Raw genomic sequence first — 22,583 nt, 5'->3', positions numbered from 1 at the left:
GATGCGCCAAATCATCTTTGTAAACCGCTACTTTGCACCGGATCACTCGGCCACCAGCCAACTGCTTAGCGATCTGAGCCAGCATCTGGCTGGGCAAGGTCGTCGGGTGTGTGTGATTACCAGCCGACAGCGTTATGAGGGCGGCCAGAGTCTCGCCGCGCGGGATAGCTATCATGGTGTGCAGGTGTTCCGGGTGGCGGGCTTTCAGTTTGGGCGCAGCCATTTGCTGGGGCGGGGGTTGGACTATCTGAGTTTTTATCTTTTTGCGGCGTGGCGGCTACTGTGGTTGGCACGGCGTGACGATTGGGTGGTGGTTAAAACCGACCCACCGCTGCTCTCGGTGGTGGTGGCGTTGCTGGCGCTGGTTAAACGTGTGCGGGTGGTCAATTGGGTGCAGGATCTGTTTCCCGAGGTGGCTGTGGCGCTGCTGCCCCAGTTGCCCTGGCGGGGTTTGCAACCGTTGTTGCGGGGATTGCGCAATCTTTCTTTACGTCGGGCTACTGCCAATGTGGTGATCTGTGCAGGGATGAAAGCCCGTCTGCAACGGGAGGGGGTGGATGAAAAACGCCTACATGTCATCTATAACTGGTCGGTTTCACCGCAGCCAGAAAGGGATATGGCGCAGCCTAACCCCTATCGTCACCGTTGGCAGTTGGATCACCGTTTTGTGTTGAGCTACTCGGGTAATATGGGGCGTGCGCACCGGTTTGAGAGCATCATCTGGGCGATTGAGCAGAGCGCGGCAAATCAGGCCATTCAATGGCTGTTTATAGGGGGTGGTCCGCAGCGGGCACAGGTGGCTGAGGCGGTGCAGGAACAGTTGGGCCGTACGGTGCAGTTTCATCCCTACCAACCCCAAGAGAGATTGCATTTGACCCTGGCGGTGGCGGATCTGCATCTGGTCTCCTTGGCACCGGAGATGGAGGGGTTGATTTTTCCCAGTAAGCTGTGTGGTATTTTACAGGCGGGGCGGGGGGTGCTGTTGGTGGCTGATCCTGAGGGTGAAATGGGGGCTTTGGTGCGGGAGCAGCAGTGTGGATTGGTCTTCGCGCCGGAGGATAAAGCGGGACTGTTGGCGGCCATTGAGCGCTTAAGCCGTGCGCCGGAGCTGTGCCAGCAGATGGGGGCGCGGGCCTACCAGTTGAGTGAAACCCATTTTTCACGTCAGGCGATGCTGCGCCAGTGGCAGCAGTTGCTTACCCCATAGAGGCGGTTTTGGCCTTGTTTGTTGCGCACCCCATAGGGGTTGTTTAACCCTTTTTCGACGTTTTCCTGTTCATCATACCCCTTTCATACAATCTTCTTAACCCTTGGTGGGGTTACGCTCTGCACGATGCCTGTAAGCCTATGGGCTTGCAGGCCGGACAAACAGGGCTGTGGCGGTGCAGGGGTACCTTCATGCCGAGGGTTTGTGTGGGGTGTGAATTTATGGAGCCGCTCGGCGTGGACGGTGGGGAGGTAGAGAATCCTATGGCTGATGTACCCCTCGGGTGGCTAAAGAGGGGGGAGGGCTGACACCACCGATGAAAGCGGGTGCCAGCCCTGTGGTGTTTACTGTAAGAGCGCCCTGGGTTGGGGATCTAGACGGAAGAAGGCAATGCTGCTTTGTAGCTGATCCGCTTGGGCCGAGAGTTGCTCAGCGGTGGCCGCCAACTCTTCACTGGCCCCCGCGTTGCGTTGAATCACCTGATCTAACTGTTGGATGGCGGTGTTGATCTGGGCCGCCCCTTGGCTCTGCTCTTGGTTAGCCGTGGTGATGGTCTGAATAAGCTGGGCGGTCTGCTGAATGTTGGGTACCAGGGTGTGAATAATCTGTCCCGCTTGCTCCGAAACCCGAACGCTCGATGTGGAGAGTTGGCTAATTTCTGCCGCCGCATTTTGGCTGCGCTCTGCCAGCTTGCGCACCTCCGAGGCCACCACAGCAAACCCTTTGCCATGCTCTCCAGCCCGCGCCGCTTCAATGGCAGCATTGAGGGCCAGCAGGTTGGTTTGACGCGCAATTTCTTCTATAATTTGAATCTTTTCAGCGATCTGTTGCATCGCTTTAACCGCCGACGTGACAGACTCTCCCCCCTGTTTGGCCTCGCTCGCGGCTTGGCGGGCAATGGCCTCGGTACGCAGGGTGTTTTGGCTGTTTTGGTCAATATTGGCCGCCATCTGTTCCATGGCCGCAGAGGTCTGCTCAATGCTGGCCGCCTGTTCAGAGGCCCCCTCTGATAGCAGTTGTGAAGCGCTGTTAAGCTCGCGGCTACCACTGGCGACCTCATGGGCGGCGGTCTGGACATCGCCCATGACCTGCCGCAGCTTTTGCGCCATGGTCGCCATGCCAATCATTAACTCTCCCAACTCATCGCGGCGCTGGGTGTCATGCCGAATATTGAGATCACCACTGCTCATAGCCATAAGGTCCGTGCGGCAACGCTGGAGAGGGATGTTAATATGGCGGGTTATAAGCAGCCCCAGCAGGCTGGCCACTAAAAAGCCAAACACCATGGAGATTGCGGTTTTGTTGGTGGCGCTGTGGGTGGTGGCTTCGGCTTGTTCGGTGGCGTTGCGGATCAAGGCACGCACCGAAATTTCAATCGCCGATAGAGCCTCGATCATCTGTTGGCCCACTTCATCCGCGCTTTTGTCTAGGGTGCCGATCTGTTCGTTAAGCTGCATACGCTCCAGTTGCAGCGCCATTAACTTTTGGGCGCTGCTCTGAACAGTGCTGTTATGGAATTGGTCCATCTGCTCGACCAAAGGCTTGAGCTCCGCAAGATCAATGGCCATAACCATACCTTCCGCCGTTTTAGCCCCTTTAAGTAGGGCATCAATCCAGCCATCAAAGTCGTGAATGGTCGCTCCATAGCGGGATTTTAACTGGTTATATTGCTCTTGTTCTTCTGCCTGGGCCAATGCTTCAACCGCAAGGCGGGTTTGGGCTAGGGTGTGTTTGATCTCCATCCCCATATCGGCCCAGGGAACCGCTTTTTCCAAAAGCTGCTCCGCACTCACCCCCTCAGCCAGTTGCGTATGGAGATGTTTTTTGACCTTGGTTTCAAATTTTTCCGTCAGGGCAGAGATCTGTGCATAGCTCTCTTGAAACGTTTTAAGCGCCTTTTGTACGCCTGTCTGGATTTCATAAAGGCGCAGCATGCTTTCGCGAATATTGAGCAGGCGAGGTTGGAACTGTTGATTATGAAAGCGATCGGCCTGCTCCACCACTTGCCGAAGTTGGGTGTCGGCCGTGGGATAAAAGCGGCCTTTATCGGTGCTGGCCCCTTTGAGAATGGCATCGGCATAAGTATCAAATTGCGCAATCGCCGCCAGATGTTCCTGCCACATCTCATTGAGCTCGCCCGCATCGGCTGCGGCCAAGAACTCCATAATTAACTGCATATCCAACTGCACCGACAGTTTCATCTCCATGGCCGCAGAGATAAGGGGTGAGGCATGAACAATATCGTCGGTCTTCTCTTTCACTTGGTTGATGTTGACGTAGCCCATCCAACCGACTAAGAGCAGTATCGTAACCAATGTCATAAATGCGGCAATAAGTTTTGTACCGATTTTCAGATTTTCAACAGACATGGCATGCTGTCCTCGGCCAGGGTTAACAATGAGCGGGTAAAGCAATGACCCAATGGCGTGTCATAGAGCAACGTACAAAGTACGCTTTTAAGCAGCCCAAGTGTACAGGAGTTTGAAACATTTTGAAAGTTCTTATCAATGACTTGCATCGCGATATATTGGACCAGTCCCATCGCGGAGATGGCTGTTTACTCATCGGTGCAGGGGGGCGGCAGAGGTGTTAGGCGAGGGGGACAGAGGCGATAAGGTAAGGATAACCATCTCAGCTAAGGTGCCCAAGCGGATGGGTAGGATCGAGGTGCCCAAGCCGGTGGTAATATACATGCGGCTGTTGGGCTTATCCACCCACCCCTCTGACCAGCGGTTGGATGCCCGGCTCATATTGGTCAAGGGGCCAAAAAAGGGTAGGGCGATCTGCCCCCCGTGGGTGTGCCCTGCTAGGGTGAGCAGGTTGGCCCGGTCGGGAGCGCCTGTAAACACCACCGGGTCATGGCTTAGCAACAGGGTTGGGGTTGTGCTCGACAGCCCCGCGAAGGCCCGTTTTAGATTGGGGCTGCCGGTGCGATCATCTTCCACCCCGACGATCATCAAAGAAACCCCTGGTAGTGCGACGCTGGCATGGCTGTTTTCCAAGAGGGTAAAGTTGAGCTCTTTGAACAGTTTTCTTAATTTGGGGCGACCATACCAGCCATCATGGTTGCCAAACACAGCAAATACCCCGCCGGGGGCTTGTAACCCCTGTAGGGCCAGCCGCACCTGGTCAATGCTCAAATCGTAGGGGGTGAGGGCGTCCACATAATCCCCGAGCATGACAATGAGGTCGGGTTTTTGAAAATTCACCTCCGTAACAATCTCCTGGGCGCGGCTTACCGAAATGGGGTGAATACCCAGATGCCAATCCGACAAGAGCATCACCCGCACCGGTTTTTCAAGGCCCGGCATGGGGTGTCGTAGTTTGATAATCTCTATCTGTTCCGCTTGGATATATCCCCATAAACCAATGGCCAACACCACCAGTAGAGTCATGCCTATATAGGTTAAATAGGCATGGTGTAACCGTTTGCCGGTGCGACGGTGTAAGTGCCAACCCCGCTTAAAAAAACGCCAACGTGACGGGTCCTGCATTGGCTCGCTCCATCCCCAAGGAAACAAAGGTCTACTGAAAAGATACCTTCTATTATGCCTGTGAATGGTGCAGACAACAATCTATGCTCGGAAAAAGGGTAACCTATAGGCGAAAAAGGGGGTAGAGGGAAGGCGCGATGCAAGCGCCCCCCCCTAACAGGCTTAGAACAGTTGCTGGCCAACATGTTCGGTCAGATTGCCCAACATATTAGTGTAGCTGCCAAACTCATTGTCATACCAACCATAAACAACCGCTTGGGTGACGGGCACATCCAGCCGGGTTACCTGCAACTGGGCCTTAATCTCGGAGGATAGACCCGGTAGACGGCTAAGATCCACATGGGAGTAGGCGGTACGGGTATGGGTCTCGCGGGATTCAATCACCGTGGCCGCTTTGGGAAAGCCGATAATGTCCGAAGAGACATTTTGCGCCTCGCTAAAGACCAAATGGTCCCGGTAGAGCCCTTGGCTGGCCTCGCGATAAATGGCGTTCACCGCCTGCCGATTGATGGGTTCCCCTTCGGCTTCGGATTGTAAATTAAGGGTGAGGATCACCAGCGAGCCGCTGTTGGTGGGAATACGCACCGATTCGGCCATAAAGCCAATCTCGGCAACCTGGGGGATGACCTCGGCCAAGGCTTTAGCCGCACCGGTGGTGGTGAGGATAATGTTGTTCATCACCGCACGGTTTTTACGCAGATCGGTGGCCCCCGCCTTGGGCACCGCATCCAGCACCATCTGGCTTGAGGTGGCGGCATGAATGGTAACCATGGAGGCCGATAAAATACGTTGTACCCCAAAATGCTCCAACATGGGTTTCATCATATACGACAGGCAGGTGGTGGTGCAGGAGGCGGCTGAAATTAAACGGTGCTGGCTGGGATCATACTGTTCATTGTTGATGCCCATCACGCAGGTGATGGCATCCTCTGGCATGCTCAGCTCTTTGTTTTTAATCTTAAAGGGGGCCGAGAGCAGGACCTTTTCCGCACCAGCCTCCAGGTGGCCACGCAGGGCGCCACGGGGATCATCCGCCGGTACGGTGGGGTCAACAAAGGCACCGGTGCAATCCACCACCAACCCCACCCCGTGCTCCCCCCAGGGTATATCCTTGGGATTGCGGGCGCGGCGCAAAAAGGTTACCGGAACGCCATGGATGAGCATAGTGCCTGCATCATTGTCGATGGCGGTAATGGGCTCGCCGCCACGAAAGCCATAGAGGTAGCTGGCTAAACTGCCATAGGTGCTGTCTTTGCGGATAACTTGGGCCAGATCCTCCAAACCACGGCCAACATCCCGGCCCACATTGACCACAATTTCGTCAAAGCTCTGCTTGGCGATATGTTGCCAGAGGGTCAATTTGCCAATGCGGCCCATGCCATTAATACCGAGTTTCATGCTGCGGTTCCTCCCTATCTTGCCATCGGTAAATCCAGGGTGGGCCACCGTGCCACACCCCAGCCATCTTTCTGTTTCGCCCAGCCTGTTCGTTTTGGCCGAAGTGGGTTAATAAAGTGTGCGTTCGATCTCATGCCACCCCCGCAGCACATGACCGTTATGCCCATCAATGGCGATGGCGTCCCCCAATTTGACCGTCACCCCATCCAGTTTGCAGTAACCTTGGAGCTCCCATACCCGCATGGATTCGCACCCAACCACGCAGGTTTTTTGGAGGGAGGCCGCCACAATGGCCGCATGGGAGGTCTGCCCGCCACGGGCGGTGAGCAAGCCCTGGCTTTGGCTAATCTCCTTAATGTCATCGCTGACCGTATCGTAGCGGATAAGGATCAAGGGATCGCTGGGATAGGTTTGGCGCAGGGTCTCGATCTGCTCCAAGTTAAACGCTGCCCGCCCGCATAAGGCTCCGCCATGCACGCCAATGCCTTGGCCGATGAGATGTTCTTTCAGGCTGCCATGAAGCTTAAAGCCGCTCACCACCGAATGGAGGCTCTCACGGGTGATCATGTTGCGGGTTTGCAGAATGTGCAGATGTTCCACGGTTGGCCCATCAAAGGTGAACTCAATCTCCTGATGGTTCCAGTCGCGGGTGTAGATCAAGGTTTTGGCCAGCTCCAATAAACCCTGATAGATAAGGGGGAAACGGTGTTCAAGGGCCTGCTGGGGGTCGCGATGGTCGCTGTAACACTGCTCCATGCTAATGGGCCAGGTGGAGACCAATCCCCCCACAATATCCTCCCCTTGGTTGCCGGGGGTATAGTCCCCCCACAGCATCACTTGGGTGAGTTTGCGGTAGGGGTGGGCGGTAAACAGCACGCCGGTGCCTGACAGCACTCGGGGACAGGCCGCACCATCGGTCTCTTCGGTGATCATGCTCTGTAGCAGGTTGCCATAGATCATTTTTTGAATCACCACAGCGGTGCCCCAGGCGTCGGAAAGATCCATGATGGCCCGGTAGTGGTGGGCCTTCTCCCCATGCCAGGAGGCCAGGACCAATTCAATGGCAGCCAGTAATTGTTGCCAGGGCTCTTCGGGCAGGGTGATGGCCAATCCACGGGCAGCGTCCCGGTAGGCAAAGGCGAGCTGGCGCATCTGCTCGGCGCTGAATTGCCCCTTTTTTTTCACCCCATACTGCTGTTTAAAGCTGCGCATGATGTCGCTAAAAACACCCCGCTCCACATCGTGGGCCATGCACCAGGATTGAATAAAACGGCGGTAGGTGTCCCAGGCAAAAAAGGCATTGCCCGATTGCTGACTGAGCCCGGCAACAATGGTCTCGTTAATGCCCACATTGTGGATGGTTTGCATCATGCCCGGCATGGAGATCAATGCCCCAGAGCGTACCGAAACCAACAAGGGGCGTTGAGGATCGGCGAACCCCAGCCCGGTCTGCTGCTCTAATGCGGCCATTTCAGCGCGTAGCCGCGCCATAAAATCTTGCCAGGCGGGGGGGTGGTCGTGGATTAGGCGGTGGCAGCGGAAAAACTCGGTCGTCAGGATGGTGCCCGCTGGTACTGGGGCACCGTTGACCACCAAGCGGGCCAGATTATAGCCTTTGTTGCCCAGATGGATGGGGTGCAAAATCGCCATGTTGGGGTGATGGATGGGACAGAACAGCTTGGTGGGATCGTAGGTAAGCAGCTGCTGGGCGCGTTGGGCATCGAGCATGCTCAATTGCCGGTGCAGCATTTTTAAAACCCGCCCCAGATAGTTGTCTAAGGCTTGCAGACTAAAGGTTTCGGCAATCAGGTCCCGCATAAACGATTCGTTGACCCGCTCCAAATTGCCGGTGGTATCACCCGCCTGTAGCAGGGCGGCATATTTGCTCTGCATGGCGGCGGCGGGCAGGGTGGGTATAATCCGCGCCATATTATCCCGGTGGTGAGAGGTGTAGTGGGTATAGATAATGCCCTTAACCACCTGGGAGAGACTACGGAACAGATCCAAAAATTGATGGTAGGTAAACGGATTGGTCTCCACAAAATAGCGGACCACCAGCAGGTCGTTGCGCAACTTGCGGGATTTGATGCCATCCAACCGCAGCGCCCGTTGAAAGAGGCTGAGATCCTCAATCACCTGAGTGATGGTGGCGCGGGTTACAAAGGCTTCGGGCACGTTGGCGGTTAAGCCATCCAGCAGGGCGGTGGCCTGACGTTCCAGCCGAAAAATGAGGGCCAAGGCATCAAATTTGGGCTCGCTGTAGCGGCCATAAACCGAGGGGATGCCCACCGCGATATGCCGTTTTTGAAAAATCTCCTCCTGCGCGGCATGCTGCTGCGGGTCTAAAATTAAGCGCTTTAGCCCCTCCATGGCTTCTAACAATAAGGGTAGGGTAGGGGCGGTGCCCTGCTCTAATGCTTGTAACAGCGGGGTGGCTTCGGCAACCCCGAGCTGGGCCATGCGCTGTAACAGGGGAAGCACCCCCGCAAAGCCAGGGTTATACTTTTGCTCCACCAGTTGATAGAGCTCGATGAGCAGTAACACCCGTTGTTTTTCGCTGGCCTCCACCCCATCGACGGCCTGCACGATGGGGCTTAACGTTGTTAATGGCAGGTTGAGCAGCGCTTCGGGTTGCTGCAATGCAAGCTGATCAAACAGGGCGGCCATGACCCGCTGCACCCCCTCTAGGAGGGGTGCTTGCTGTAACAGGCTCATGCGCACCGGTTCGGAGAGATAGGGGGCAACGTGGGCCGGTTCGCCGCTCTGCCAATAGCGGATGACGGCGGCGGTGAGAGGGACGATTAAATTGGTACTCTCCACATGGCACTGCTTGCGTAAAAAGTGGATGAGGGGATCTTGGCGGTGGTGAATCTCATCCAGTTGGGTGGAGACATCCCGCAGCGCCCCTTCGGCCCCAATATCGTTGTAGTAGACCGGCAACAGGCGGGCAAACTGTTTGACCAAATTATAGACCGGCTCCACCTCGCTGTTGAGCAACTTGCTGATATCTTTTTGGAAGAGGTCGGTGTCACGGATCAGGGTGCCGGTTAATTTGATGTTGATAATCAGCGCCGAGAGCAGGGTTGAGCACCACTTGGGCTGTTGCCCGATGAGCGCTAACCACACCCGAATATTATGCAGGTGGGCGGGGTTGGCGATGGTTTTCCACTGGGCATCCACCCCAGCCACGCAGCTATGTTGAAAACCAAAGCCGACCGCTTGCTCCAAAAAGAGCTCCACCAGACGCGGGTTGGCCAGCTGAATAACTTTGCTGCCCAGTGCTTCGATGCACTGTAGGGCGGTGCGGGGATAGTGCAGCACATTGTGGTTAAGGGATTCAAACGTGCGGATAAAAAACGCTTCGGTCTGGTCATGGTCGTGGGCGATGGAGAGCAGCCGTACCAAGCCTTGGTTGACCTCGCGCAACGTTTTTTCGTGCAGCAGGGTCAGGCCCTCATTTTCTAAAATTCGAAATAAAAATTGCAGGCAACGCGCCACATTGGCCCGCTCAGTGTGGGCATCCCCACTCTGTTTCAGGGATTGGCTTAGGCGATTGCCCGCCTCACCATAGAGCCGCACCATGTCGTGGGCATCGGGCAGCTCCAGGAGCCCTTGCACAAAAGCCAAAGCTGTTGCTCCATGGGGAGGGTGCCGCTCAGCCAGTCGCTCAAGCTGTTTTTGCTGTTGGTAAAGGGCCGGGTGGCTCAGGGCGGTGAACAGTGCGCCATGCAGGGGGGTGGTGAAGGGGCTGGGATCCTCTTGTTGCAACCAAAAAGCGTAGGTCAGGCGCAAGTGGCGTTGCATAACCTGGGCGGCCCCCTGCCAATTAAGCTGGGTGATGGGTGTCTCTGGGATCTCCAACAGCCGTTTGATGGCGCGTTTAAGGGGGTGGTGGGTTTGTGCCAATAGGCAAAATTGCGCGTCGGGCCGTTGCTGTAGGGCACCCAGCAGATCTTCGATACAAGGCTGTAGGAGGGCATTATTTTGCGGCGTCACCGCCTGTGCCAGTTTTTCAATATAGGCGCACATAGCGCCCAGGGCGGCAACGTGCTCCCGGCTTTGCGAGGCGTCATCCAGAGCCTGAAAAAAAGGGGCACCCAGCAGGGGTAGGGTGGTGGAGGCGAGTGGGTGTTGGAGATAGTGGTAGAGGTTTTTAAGCACAAAAGCCCGCCACTCTGGCAGCAACAGACGCCAATTGCGAAAGGGGTGGTTGAGCTCTTTGAGCAGCTGTTCCAACGGTTGATAGATGCCCGCATGAGGTTCCACAACCTGCAACAGGGGCTGTTGGTGCGGGGGGATCTCCACCGCTGCCACCGCCGTTTGGGCCAAATTGGCGCGTAGCGCATCCGATTGCAAGGGGGGCTGGGGGCGGCTCTGTATGGGGGATCTGTGCGGCATGATAACCCTTTGTCACAGATGGAAGTAATGGCTGGTGAGGGGTAGGGAGATCCCCCACCAGCCCGTGCAGCAGCTCCGACGCTCGATCGGATCGGCTGTGTCATGGGTTTAGGCGTGGATGGCACGTTTATCCACGGCTAAAGCGGCCTCTTTAACCGCTTCGCCCAACCCTGGGTGGGCGTGGCAGGTGCGGGCAATATCCTCGGCACTAATGTCACACTCCATGGCGAGCACAATCTCAGCAATGAGATCCCCCGCTGCGGGGCCGATGATATGGGCCCCCAAAATGGCATCGCTGGTGGCATGGGCAAGAATTTTTACAAAGCCCTCGGCATCGCCAATGGCACGGGCGCGCGAGTTGGCCATAAAGGGGAATTTACCCACTTTATAGGGGATACCCGCCGCTGTAAGGGACTCCTCACTTTGCCCCACGCTGGCGATCTCCGGGTGAGTGTAGACCACAGCGGGAATGGCGTCATAGTTGACATGGGCCACCTGACCAGCCAACGCTTCGGCAACGGCGCTGCCCTCCTCTTCGGCCTTGTGGGCCAGCATGGCCCCGCCGATCACATCGCCAATGGCAAACACCCCCGCGCAGGTGGTCTGTCGATCATGATCCACGGGAATAAAGCCCCGCTCATCCAGCGTGACCCCAATGTTTTCCAGTCCCAGCCCCTGGGTGTAGGGTCTGCGGCCAACCGCCACCAACACCACGTCGGCCTGTCGTTCTTCGGCCTCGCCACCCTTAACCGGCTCCATGGTGAGCTTGACGCCATTTTTAAGCACGCTGGCTGCGGTCACTTTGGTGCCCAGTTTAAAGTGCATGCCCTGTTTGCTCAGGGTGCGCTGGGCGGTTTTGCGAATCTCCCCATCCATGCCGGGCAGGATGCCATCCAAAAACTCCACCACCGTCACTTCGGCCCCTAAGCGGCGCCAGACCGAGCCCAGTTCTAAGCCAATCACCCCCGCACCAATCACCACCATTTTTTTTGGCACCTTGTCCAATGCAAGGGCACCCGTGGACGAGATAATGTGTTTTTCATCTATCTCCAAACCGGGCAGGGTGGCAACCTCGGAGCCGCTGGCAATGAGAATGTTCTCTGTGGTTAGGGTCTGTACGCTGCCATCCGCTGCGGTCACTTGCACATGGCTACTGTCCACAATGGTACCGCTGCCCATAAGGTGGGTGACTTTGTTCTTTTTAAAGAGAAAGGCAATGCCCTGGGTCAACCCCTGCACCACCTCTTGCTTGCGCTGCATCATGGTGGTTAAGTTGGCCTTAACCCCTTTGATCTCTACCCCATGGGCCGCCATGGCATGCTGGGCGGTCTCTAGTTGGTGAGAGGATTGCAACAGCGCTTTAGAAGGAATGCAGCCCACATTCAGGCAGGTGCCCCCCAGCGTTGGGCGCTTATCAATACAGGCGGTCTTTAAGCCCAGTTGCGCGGCACGAATGGCCGCCACATAGCCACCAGGACCACCACCAATTACCACCAGATCAAACGTATCAGACATGTTTCGTCCTCATCGACACCCAGCAGGGGCTATGCCCTTGTGGGCGATTAGGGATGAAAAAAAATCCGCTGGCCCCGGTCTGTACGGGTCCCTGGGCCAGCGGCTCGGGGGATCATGGGTCAAAACCCCGTTTCCGGTGCAACCCTTAGGCGTTGAGCAGAATCCGCGCGGGATCCTCGATGCAATCTTTGATGCGCACCAGAAAACTCACCGCCTCTTTACCATCCACAATGCGGTGGTCGTAAGAGAGTGCCAGATACATCATGGGACGGGCCTGGATGGAGCCATCCGGCATGACCATGGCGCGTTGTTGAATTTTGTGCATGCCCAAAATCGCCGACTGGGGCGTATTAAGAATGGGCGTGGAGAGCAGGGAGCCAAAGATCCCGCCATTGGTGATGGTAAAGGTGCCGCCACTCATCTCCTCCATGGAGAGTTGGCCATCACGGGCCCGTTTGCCCATGCCCGCGATGGTGGATTCAATGCCCGCCAACGACATGGCGTCCGCCCCCCGTAGGACCGGGACCACCAAGCCCTGGGGTGAGCCCACCGCGACACCAATGTCATAGTAGTTTTTAAAGACAATCTCGTTACCCTGGATCTCAGCATTGACCGCAGGAAACTCCTGGAGTGCCGAGATGGCCGCTTTAACGAAGAAGGACATAAAACCCAAACGGGCATGGTTGCGCTTTTCAAACACCTCTTTGTATTGGCTGCGCAGCGCCATAACCGCCGTCATGTCTACCTCATTAAAGGTGGTGAGCATGGCGGCGGTGTTTTGCGCCTCCTTCAAACGCTGGGCAATGCGTTGACGCAGGCGCGACATCTTGACCCGCTCTTCGCGGGGGCCTTCGACGGCGGGGGGCAGCTGCGCTGCCGGGGCGAGTGCCGGGGTGGCCATTGGAGCGGGGGCCGGTGTTGGCGTTGGAGCAGGGGTTGGTGCCGCCGTTGGAGCAGGGGTTGGTGCCGCCGTTGGAGCAGGTTTTGGCTGCTCAAGATAGGCCAATACATCCCCTTTTGTGAGTCGTCCACCGCTACCCGTTGCCGGTATTTGCGTGGCATCTAGGCCATGTTCAGCCAGCAGTTTACGCACCGCTGGGGAGAGGGCGGCTCCGCCGCTGGGGGGGGCAACCGGCACGGTTGGGGCCGGTGTAGCCACCGCTGGCGCGGGTGTCGCGGCTGTCGCCACCGCTGGAGCCGGGGCAGGCTCAGCCGCCGGTTTGGCGGGGACGGCTACGCGGGCGCTGCCCTGGGCATCCACCACGCAGAGCACGGCCCCGACCTCGACATCGGCATCCACACCCGCGTAAATTTCGGTAATAACTCCGGCCACCGGCGAGGGCATCTCGACCGTAACTTTATCGGTTTCCAACTCCACCAAGGGCTCGTCAACAGCAACGGCATCGCCGACCTGTTTGAGCCACTGTACGACAGTGGCCTCGGTTACCGATTCACCAAGTGTGGGCACCTTGATTTCCGTTGCCATGATCAGCCTCGATTCCTATGGGTAAAACGTCTGGTTTCTGTTATCCGTTAAAGATCCCAAGCGGGTTGAGATCGGTTATTTTTCCACCGGTACCGTCTCTTTGCGGCGAAACGGTTGGGGGATTTCGGTTAAGGGCACAAAGAGTGCTTCATGGACCAAATGCGTCTGTTCTTGAAGATGTTTGCTGGCCAACCCAGAAGCGGGTGAGGCCGAAGCCCCGCGTCCTGCATAGATGGGCAGACGCTGTTTGCTCTGCAAATCCTCGAGCAGATGGATCAGGCGCTGAAAGAGGAAGCTCCAATAACCCATGTTGGCGGGCTCTTCCTGGCACCACACAATCTCGGCATTGGCATAACGCTGGAGCACCTTAAACAGGGCGTTGCGGGGCCAGGGGTAGAGCTGCTCAATGCGCACAATGGCCACATCGTTGCTCCCTTGCTCACGGCGGGTCTGTAGCAGTTCGTAGTAGACTTTGCCACTACACAGCACCACCCGCTTAACCGCTTCGTCGGCAACCAGGGTGTCCACCTCGTCATACACCCGTTGAAAGGATGAACCGCTGATAAACGCTTCGAGTTTGGAGACACAAAGCTTATGGCGCAGCAGCGATTTTGGGGTAAAAATCACCAGCGGTTTGCGGAAATTGCGGTGATTTTGCCGCCGTAGCGCGTGAAAATAGTTGGCCGGGGTGGTGAGATTGCAGACCTGTAGATTATCCTCGGCACAGAGCTGTAAAAATCGCTCAGGCCGGGCCGAAGAGTGCTCAGGGCCCTGCCCCTCAAAACCATGGGGCAGCAGCATGACCATGCCGTTTAGGCGCAGCCATTTAGACTCCCCCGAGCTGATAAACTGGTCGATAATCATCTGGGCGCCATTTACAAAATCACCAAACTGCGCCTCCCACAGCACCAGCGCATGGGGGTCAGCCGAGGCGTAACCATATTCAAAGCCCAACACCGATGCCTCAGCTAAGGGGCTGTCGATCACCTCATAATCGGCTTGGAGCGAACGGATATGGTTCAGGGGTTCATAACGAGACTCATCATTTTGGTCGATCAACACCGAATGACGCTGAGAAAAGGTGCCCCGGCCACAATCCTGCCCCGAGAGACGCACGGGAATGCCCTCGACCAATAGGGTGCCAAAGGCCAGCGCCTCACCTGTGGCCCAATCAAAACCCTCGCCGCTTTCAAACATCTGCTCTTTGCTGCGTAGCTGCCGGATTATTTTACGGTGCACCGCAAAATCCTGGGGTGGCGTGTAGAGCGCCTTGCCTACCTCGCGCAGGGTGCGTTCTGGCACGCAGGTTTTGTGCTGGTGCATCTCCTCCTCGCCCCGCAGGTTAGAGACCCCTTTCCACATACCATCCAGCCAGTCGGCCGAGGTGGGCAGAAAATATTGGGCCTCTTGAAACGAGGTCTCCAGCTCATTGTGGAACTCTTTGTAAATCTGCTCCCCTTCGCCCTCTTTAAGTACCCCCTCGCGCTCCAATTTTTGGGCGTAGACCTGCCGAGTGGTGGGGTGGTTGGCAATGGCACGGTACATAATGGGCTGGGTGAAGCTGGGTTCATCCCCTTCATTGTGGCCGTGACGACGGTAACACCACATGTCAATCACCACATCCTTACTGAACGCCTGCCGATACTCGATGGCAATGCGGGCCGCATGCACCACCGCCTCAGGGTCATCCCCATTCACATGAAAGATCGGGGCTTGAATCATCTTGGCTACATCCGACGGATAGGGCGACGAACGGGAGTTGCGGGGGTTGGTGGTAAAGCCGATCTGGTTGTTGACAATCAGGTGGATGGTGCCCCCGGTTTGATAGCCCTTTAAGCCCGATAGCGCCAGGGATTCAGGCACCAAACCCTGGCCGGCAAAGGCGGCGTCGCCATGCATGATAAGCCCCATGACCTGTTGTTGGCTGGTATCCCCACGTTGGAGCTGTTTGGCGCGTACTTTGCCCAATACCACGGGGTTGACCAACTCCAGATGGGAGGGGTTGGCGGTGAGGGAGAGGTGGACCTTTTTGTCATCAAAGACCCGGTCAGCCGAGGCCCCCAAGTGATAACGCACATCCCCGGAACCCTGCACGTCGTCCGGTTTGTTGGAGCCCCCCTGGAACTCATGCATAATGGCGGCGTAGGGCTTGCGCATAATATTCGCCAGCACGTTTAAACGTCCCCGGTGGGCCATGCCAATGACCACCTCTTTAAGGCCCAGTTGGGTGCCGCGTTTTAGAATTTGCTCAATGGCCGGAATCAGCGATTCACCGCCATCCAGACCGAACCGTTTGGTGCCGGTATATTTGAGCTGTAGAAAGGTTTCAAACCCTTCCGACTCGGAGAGGCGTTGCAAAATGGTGCGCTTGCCCTTGAGGGTGAAGTGGGTACGGTTGCGAATGGATTCAATACGGCGCTGCACCCAGGCTTTCTCTTCGGGCTCTTGAATATGCATAAACTCAACGCCAATGGTGCCGCAGTAGGTCTCTTTAAGCAGGCGTACAATCTGTCTGAGGGTGGCGGTCTCTAAGCCCAACACATAATCAATAAAGATGGGGCGGTCCATATCCTCTTCAGCAAAACCATAGTTGGCCGGGTCTAACTCTGGATGGTGTTCCCGTGCCTCCAGTCCGAGGGGGTCAAAGTTGGCGATCAGGTGGCCCCGCACTCGGTAGGTGCGGATCATCATTAAAGCCCGAATGGCATCCAAGGTGGCCCGCCGGATCTGTTCTGGCTCGGTCCCGGCCACCTGTGTGACCCCTTGCACAAAGTGAGCGTGACGGGTTTGGCTGTCGGGGTCGCGTTCAAGGGGTTTGCCCAGAATGCCAGACTCCAATTTTGACCAGCTGGCGCCACGAATCTCTTTAAAAATTTCCGGGGTTTCATCCTCGGTCAGTTCGCCAAAAGTGGTCGCCCAGGTGGCATCCACCGCATGAGGATTATCCAAATACCGGGCGTAGAGCTCAGAGATATAGAGGGCGTTGGTCCCGTTTAGGAGTGCGTCCAGTTGGCCGGCCATGTGTCTAACCTCGCAAGTGACAAAGATGAGGCGGTTGTTGGGTTAATCGAGGGTATTAACGGGAGTTAACCTTTAATACGAAATACCCGCTATTCATGCCGGTATACGATTAACTGTATAATGATGATGTTATCATACCAAAAAGAACACAACCTGCAATGTTATTAAAAAATTTAATCCTAACAAAATTGATGTGTTGACAAGATATAGTGTATATATATTTAAGTGTAAGATAAGCCTGTGATGAATGCCGTGTATTTGTGGCTGCAATTATTGGTAAATAGTTATATAAGCGGCTTCTTTTATTTGACTGGAGGGTGCTGTTTTTAAAGTGATCATGCGCTTTTGTTGCGGAGAAAAAGGGCCTCTCTTAGGGTTGAATGAATAACATTTTAAAATAGTAAAATATCCAGTTTTGTGGAAAAGTCTGTGCGTACGTCTTTTAAAACATAAAATTAGTGTAAAAAATGGGGCTGCTGGGAAAATGGCCAAGGCCACTTTTTAAGCGGCGGGTGACGGTTGATGATGATTTTTTTAGTGTGGCGAAGGAAAAAACTCCAAACATTATTCCGTAGCCGTTACAGTAACAGATAAGATCTCTGGTGCCGGCTAAGCAGCCAAGGCATGCGGTGCCTGTTGTGCTGAAGGGGTGAAACATGTCTCACCGTTGGATGATCTGGGCGAGTCTGTGGTTATGGTTGGCTTTGCTGGGCACGGCCACCGCTGCTGAGGGTGTTATGCTAAACGAGGCCGAGCGGGCTTGGTTGGCGGAACACCCCGTGGTACGTGTGGGCATGGATCCGGCGTTTGCCCCCTACAGTTTTATAGAGGATGGCCGTTATCAGGGTATTGTCCCTGAGATGCTGCAAGCGCTTGCAGCAGAGACTGGCTTGGTGTTTGAAACGGTTGCCGGTTTAAGTTGGTCAGAGATTTTGGCAGGGGCCAAGGCGCGTCATCTGGATCTTGTGGCCTCCCTTGTACAAACGCCTGAGCGAGATCGTTTTCTTCAATACACTCAGATCTATCTGCCCACCCCCCTGGTTGTAATGGCGCGTAATGATGATAGCAGCATGAGCAGCGCAGCCGATTTGGTCGGCAAACGGGTGGCCTTGGTGCGTGATTATGCAACCTCTGCCAAGCTCCTGCAGGAACACCCCGAGAGTATACCCTATATGGTGGAGAGTGTTGCCCAAGGGCTATTGGCCGTTTCTGTTGGGCAGGCGGATGCCTTTGTAGGGGCGATTGGGGTGAGCGACTATACGGCTCGGCAAAAAGGCTTGAGCAACCTAAAAGTGGTGGCCCCGTACGGGGGGCTGCAATATGGTCAACGTTTTGGGGTGCGCAAGGATTGGCCTCTGCTGGTGAGTATTTTAGAAAAGGGGCTGGCCAGCATGACGGAAAAACAGAAAATTGCCCTGTTTGACCGTTGGTTGCCGGTACAAAACCAGTTGCATCCAGCTCCCGTGGCGAAAATTCCGGTCAAGCTGCAACTGGCCCCCCATGAGCAGGCGTGGTTAAGCAATCACCCCAAAATACGTATCGGTGTAATGCGTGGCTGGCCCCCTATTGATTTTGCCGATGCCCAAGGTCGCCCACAAGGTATTGGTACCGATACGGTGCATCTGTTGGATGAGATGTTGGGGGGCGGGGTTTTAGAGATTGTTTCCGATACCTGGCCTACTCTGTATCAACAGGTCATCGACAAAAAATTGGATGGTTTGATGGGGATCACCCCGACCGAAGCCCGTCGTCCTTTTTTTGAGTTTACCGCACCCTACATGACCATTCCCCACGCCATTTTTGCCCGTAGTGACGCACCCTATGCCACAGGTTTAAAAAGTCTTCAGGGTAAAACCGTGGTGGTGGAAAAGCACTTTTTTGTCGCAGATTTACTCAGGCACACTTTTCCCTCCATCAAAATATTGGAGCGTCGTGATACCCGCGAGGCACTCTATGCGGTCTCCAAAGGGGATGCCTATGCGTATGTGGGAAACCGGGCTGTGGCCACCTACATTATTGACCAAGAGATTATTAGTAATGTGCAAGAGATGGGGATCGTCAGATTAAGCCGATCAGACAATGCCATCGGTGTTCGTAAAGATTGGCCTATATTGCGGGATGTTTTACAAAAGGGCTTATCCCAGATCACCATGGCACAAAAACGCGAGATGGCCGCCAAGTGGGTTAAGGGCAGTGTGCAGGCACCGTTGGAATTGCCCTTGACCAAGGGTGAGCAGCGCTGGTTGTCAGAGCACCCCCAAGTGCGTTTGGGGGTGCGGGAAAACTGGGCCCCCTATGACTATCAAGACCGAGCTGGGTTTCAACAGGGTATCGCGGCCGATTATGTCGCGCTGCTGGATCGTTATCTTACGGTAACGATGAAGATGCAACATATCCGAGACGATAGCGAATGGGTACGGATAAAAGATACACTGGATGTATTGACGACACTTACCCCACAAAGCGCCAAAAGCACGGGTATGTTGCCCACCAGCAGCTATTTACGCTTGCCTTTGGTCATGATGATGCGCCGGGCTAGCCCCTTGGTGGAGGGGATTGAAGATCTAAAAGGGCGGACCATTTCGGTGGTGCAGGGGGTGGTGGATACCTACGCCCTTGCCAAACGTTACCCATGGGTCATGTGGCGTAATATGGCCACTACCGAGCAGGCCTTGCAAGCCCTTGCCCAAGGCGAGGTGACGGCGCATTTGGATACCATTCCTGCCGTTCGTGTTGCCACCGAGCGGTTGGCGTTGGATAGCTTACAAGTGGTGACCCCCACCGATTTGCAGCTCCAGCTCTCTTTTGGCGTACGGCCAGATTGGCCAGAGTTGGTGAGTATTATCAATAAGGTCATGCAGGCAGTCCCTCCCGCTGAAAAGCGCGTGATTGTGCAAAGTTGGATGCGTCCGCGCACGCAGACAGCCATGGATTGGATCTATTTATGGAAGGTGGTGGGTACATTATTGCTGTTGGCGGCGGTGGTGTTGGGGGTGGTGCTGGTTTGGAACCGGCGTTTGAGCCAGGAGATTGAACAGCGTAAACGGGTTGAAGAAGAGCTTTCCAAGTTGTACCGGGCGGTGGAGCAAACCCCGGTTTCGGTGGTGATTACCGACCTGGAGGGGCGTGTTGAGTATGTTAACCCAACCTTCTGTCACAACAGCGGTTTTGCGGAGGATGAGGTGCTTGGCCGCACCAATGGGTTGATCCCGTCGGACCACACCAGTGGCGCGGAGTATCAGGCGCTCTGGCAACAGATTACAGCCGGTGGGGAGTGGAGTGGGGAGTTTCTTAACCGCACCAAAAGCGGCGGGCTGGTGTGGGAGCGGGTCTCTATTTCGGCGGTGCGTTCCGCCGATGGCCAGATCACTCACTATCTTGGCATTAAAGAAGATATTAGCCAGATGAAGGAGGATCAAGAGCGGCTGGCGCATGCCAAAGAGAGTGCCGATTTAGCCAACCGTGCCAAAAGCAGCTTTTTAGCCAATATGAGCCATGAAATCCGTACCCCCATAAACGCCATTGTCGGCATGTGTCATTTGGCGCAACGGATGACGGTCGAGCCGAAATTACGGGACTATTTGGGCCATATTCAGGTGGCAGCCGATACCTTGTTGGGCATTATTAATGATATTTTGGATGTCTCTAAAATTGAGGCGGGTAAACTTCATTTTGAGGATATCCCCTTTAAACTAGATGAGCTTATAAGTCGTGTAATGCGACTACAAGGCTTGAAAGCGCAGGATAAAAATGTAGAGCTGGTTATCGACTTAGAGCCTCAGGTGCCGCAAACTGTGGTGGGTGATCCGCTGCGTATTAGCCAGATATTGACCAATTTGGTCAACAATGCCGTTAAATTTACCGAACAGGGCGAGGTGGTGCTCTCGGTCAAACTGCAAGGGGTGTTTGACGGGCGTGTCACCCTGTACTTCGAGGTACGTGATAGCGGTATTGGCATGGAGGATGCCCAACTTCAGCGACTTTTTACCCCATTTCAACAAGGGGATGACTCCATGACCCGTCGCTATGGGGGCACGGGGCTGGGTTTGAGTATCTGCCAAAACTTGGTCAAGATGATGGGGGGCCACTTACAGGTCGAGAGCAGGTTGTCTGAAGGGAGCCGTTTTTACTTTACGGTCTCTCTGCCAATCCACCAGGCGCCGGCGCTTGAAAGGGTTGATCAAACCTCTTTGAACCTGCGGGTATTGGTGGTGGACGATAACCAGACCGTGCGCGAGGTTTTGCAGCGTATGTTGAAATCCTTTGGCTATTGGGTGGATCTGGCTGCGGAGGGGCCGACGGGTGTGGCGCTGGTGGAGAGTGCTCTGCAACAGGGGCAGCCCTACGATTTGATCTTGATGGATTGGCATATGCCACAGATGGATGGCCTTCAGGCTAGCGAGCAGATACGGCACTTGCAAGGGGTTCGCGCGCAAAGAACGCCAGTCATGATTATGGCCGCCGCATATGGTCAAGAAGATAGCCACACAGCGGTCTCCGAGCCGGGCTTTGCGGGCTTTTTGGAGAAACCCACAACCCCTGCAAATTTATTCGGTGCCATCATGATCGGTTTGCATGGCGCCCCGCAAGAAGCCCCTTCTGGGGATGCTGGGTGGGGGTATACGGTCCCAGACCTGTCAGGTTATCGGGTGCTGTTGGTGGAGGACCACCCCATCAATCAAGCGTTGGCGCGTGAGATGCTCTCGTTGGCCAAACTACAGGTTATTACGGCGGATCATGGGCAGCATGCCTTGGATCTGTTGCAAGAAGCGTCTGTGGATCTCATCTTTATGGATATCCAGATGCCGGTGATGGATGGCTTTTCTGCCACTCAAGCGATCCGCGCCGATCCCCGTTGGCAACATATCCCAATTATTGCGATGACGGCCCACGCCATGGCCGATGATCGGCAAAAATGTTTGGATGGGGGGATGAACGACCATCTGGGTAAGCCGATTGATCCACCGTTGCTGTTTGCCAAAATCACCCAGTGGTTAGGGCCGCAGCAAAGGGGGAGGGCAAGCCATGATGCAGCCCGCAGTGGACGGGCTCCTGTGCTGATGGGTAGACGGATTCTTATGGCCTTGGGCGGTGGCAGCCTAGGGGATGAAATTGAGCAGATGTTGCAGCAAAGTGGCGCTCTGGTCGAGCAGCTTGCGACTGGCCGTGAAGATCTTAACCGTTGGCAGCCAGAGGTGGTGTTGGTAGACCGTCAGGGTTATGAAAGCCTTTCTTCTTCCCCTCTGCCCCGTTGTTATACCGTTTTGGTTGAGCATGAGGGCCATGCCACGGTTGAGCGTCCGGTGTGGGCGGATGATTGGCTGTTGGTGCCGGTGGAGGGGTTAACCCTTATGGCAACGCTACAGCACGCCCTGCGGGATCAATGCGCTGGCACGACAGAGGGCGGGGCGGATGCCGATGCGGTGGTATTGCCCCAAGAGGATCGCCACTTTTATTTGCGCTGGGCGTTGGCCCAAGGGGCAGGTAACCGGGTGTTGCTCAGGCGTTTGTTGCAGCTGTTTGTGGAAGATCATGCTCGTGATCTGGAGCTATTAGGGGCCATGATAGCTCGGGGTGCCATGGCCGAGGTGGCGGCGCTAGCCCATAGGTTGGCGGGAGTGGCCGGAGGCATGGGTGCCATGAAGTTATATGCTTTGGCAAAACGTATGGAGCGACATGGGGAACAGGCTCGCCCTTTAGCCATTAGCCGCTTGTACCCGCTGTTGGCAGAAGAGATGGAGGCGGTGCTGGAACGTCTGCAAACGCTGGGGGGGGCTGCGGTTGAATCGCCCTCCCAAGCCCAAGGTGCGCTGTTGGATAGGGGGGAGATGCTGGAGAAATTGGTCGAGCTCAAAAGGCTCATTGATGGCGGGCAGACCGATGCGGTAGAGCGTGCGGAAGAGCTGCAAGGGGGGGTGCTGGAGGAGCGGTTTAAAAAAGATTTGGATCAAGTGAAACATTTATTGCAGGATTATGAGTTTGAGGCGGCCTCTAAACATTTGGACGCCGCTATTTTAAAATAGGCGGGAAGGCTTGCCTTGCAGGGGCTGCTCTGCGTGGTTGC

The 22,583-nt window shown here is 55.6% G+C and carries 8 protein-coding genes and 1 pseudogene; 2 read left to right on the top strand and 7 right to left on the bottom strand.

From position 1 onward, the window contains the following. The first annotated feature begins 1 nt into the window (after nt 1). Complete coding sequence (locus tag MMC1_RS12295) at nt 2-1,207, top strand: glycosyltransferase family 4 protein (protein ID WP_011714022.1); 1,206 nt, start codon at nt 2-4, stop codon at nt 1,205-1,207. Between the two features lie 374 nt (nt 1,208-1,581). Here MMC1_RS12295 and MMC1_RS20225 read toward each other — a convergent pair. The 7 genes and pseudogenes from MMC1_RS20225 to MMC1_RS12260 all read right to left on the bottom strand — a co-directional run. Further along, nucleotides 1,582-3,576 (bottom strand): annotated as a pseudogene (locus tag MMC1_RS20225) (methyl-accepting chemotaxis protein); the annotation flags it as partial. Between the two features lie 192 nt (nt 3,577-3,768). Further along, nucleotides 3,769-4,701, bottom strand: a complete 933-nt coding sequence (locus MMC1_RS20220; RefSeq protein ID WP_011714020.1) for a metallophosphoesterase — start codon at nt 4,699-4,701, stop codon at nt 3,769-3,771. A gap of 162 nt (nt 4,702-4,863) precedes the next feature. Next, nucleotides 4,864-6,099: a type I glyceraldehyde-3-phosphate dehydrogenase gene (gene gap / locus MMC1_RS12280; protein ID WP_011714019.1), complete on the bottom strand. Its 1,236-nt coding sequence runs from the start codon at nt 6,097-6,099 to the stop codon at nt 4,864-4,866. Nucleotides 6,100-6,207: 108 nt separating this feature from the next. Then, entirely contained in the window at nt 6,208-10,497 is a 4,290-nt protein-coding gene (locus tag MMC1_RS12275; RefSeq protein ID WP_011714018.1) for a PEP/pyruvate-binding domain-containing protein, read from the bottom strand. Nucleotides 10,498-10,605: 108 nt separating this feature from the next. Further along, a complete protein-coding gene (gene lpdA / locus MMC1_RS12270; RefSeq protein WP_011714017.1) occupies nt 10,606-12,012 on the bottom strand; it encodes a dihydrolipoyl dehydrogenase in 1,407 nt (468 codons plus the stop codon). A gap of 145 nt (nt 12,013-12,157) precedes the next feature. Beyond that, nucleotides 12,158-13,498 (bottom strand): 2-oxoglutarate dehydrogenase complex dihydrolipoyllysine-residue succinyltransferase, encoded by a 1,341-nt coding sequence (gene odhB / locus MMC1_RS12265; protein ID WP_011714016.1) that lies wholly within the window; start codon nt 13,496-13,498, stop codon nt 12,158-12,160. A 75-nt stretch (nt 13,499-13,573) separates the two neighbouring features. Next, nucleotides 13,574-16,519 carry a 2-oxoglutarate dehydrogenase E1 component gene (locus tag MMC1_RS12260; RefSeq protein ID WP_011714015.1) on the bottom strand — a complete coding sequence of 982 codons (2,946 nt, stop codon included), beginning with the start codon at nt 16,517-16,519 and terminating at the stop codon, nt 13,574-13,576. A gap of 656 nt (nt 16,520-17,175) precedes the next feature. On the opposite strand from MMC1_RS12260, the gene MMC1_RS20215 reads away from it, so the two are divergent. Then, nucleotides 17,176-22,542, top strand: a complete 5,367-nt coding sequence (locus MMC1_RS20215) for a response regulator (protein WP_011714014.1) — start codon at nt 17,176-17,178, stop codon at nt 22,540-22,542. Nucleotides 22,543-22,583 lie beyond the last annotated feature (41 nt).

Source organism: Magnetococcus marinus MC-1 (assembly GCF_000014865.1).
In the GTDB taxonomy this organism is placed as follows: domain Bacteria; phylum Pseudomonadota; class Magnetococcia; order Magnetococcales; family Magnetococcaceae; genus Magnetococcus; species Magnetococcus marinus.
Note: the sequence above shows the minus strand (reverse complement) of the source record. Positions and strands in the feature narration are given on the sequence as shown.

Excerpts from the sequence above, each read along its gene's own strand:
- MMC1_RS12295 (WP_011714022.1), top strand. The coding sequence starts at position 2 with ATGCGCCAAATCATCTTTGTAAACCGCTACTTTGCACCGGATCACTCG.
- MMC1_RS20220 (WP_011714020.1), bottom strand. The coding sequence starts at position 4,701 with ATGCAGGACCCGTCACGTTGGCGTTTTTTTAAGCGGGGTTGGCACTTA.
- gap (WP_011714019.1), bottom strand. The coding sequence starts at position 6,099 with ATGAAACTCGGTATTAATGGCATGGGCCGCATTGGCAAATTGACCCTC.
- MMC1_RS12275 (WP_011714018.1), bottom strand. The coding sequence starts at position 10,497 with ATGCCGCACAGATCCCCCATACAGAGCCGCCCCCAGCCCCCCTTGCAA.
- lpdA (WP_011714017.1), bottom strand. The coding sequence starts at position 12,012 with ATGTCTGATACGTTTGATCTGGTGGTAATTGGTGGTGGTCCTGGTGGC.
- odhB (WP_011714016.1), bottom strand. The coding sequence starts at position 13,498 with ATGGCAACGGAAATCAAGGTGCCCACACTTGGTGAATCGGTAACCGAG.
- MMC1_RS12260 (WP_011714015.1), bottom strand. The coding sequence starts at position 16,519 with ATGGCCGGCCAACTGGACGCACTCCTAAACGGGACCAACGCCCTCTAT.
- MMC1_RS20215 (WP_011714014.1), top strand. The coding sequence starts at position 17,176 with ATGTCTCACCGTTGGATGATCTGGGCGAGTCTGTGGTTATGGTTGGCT.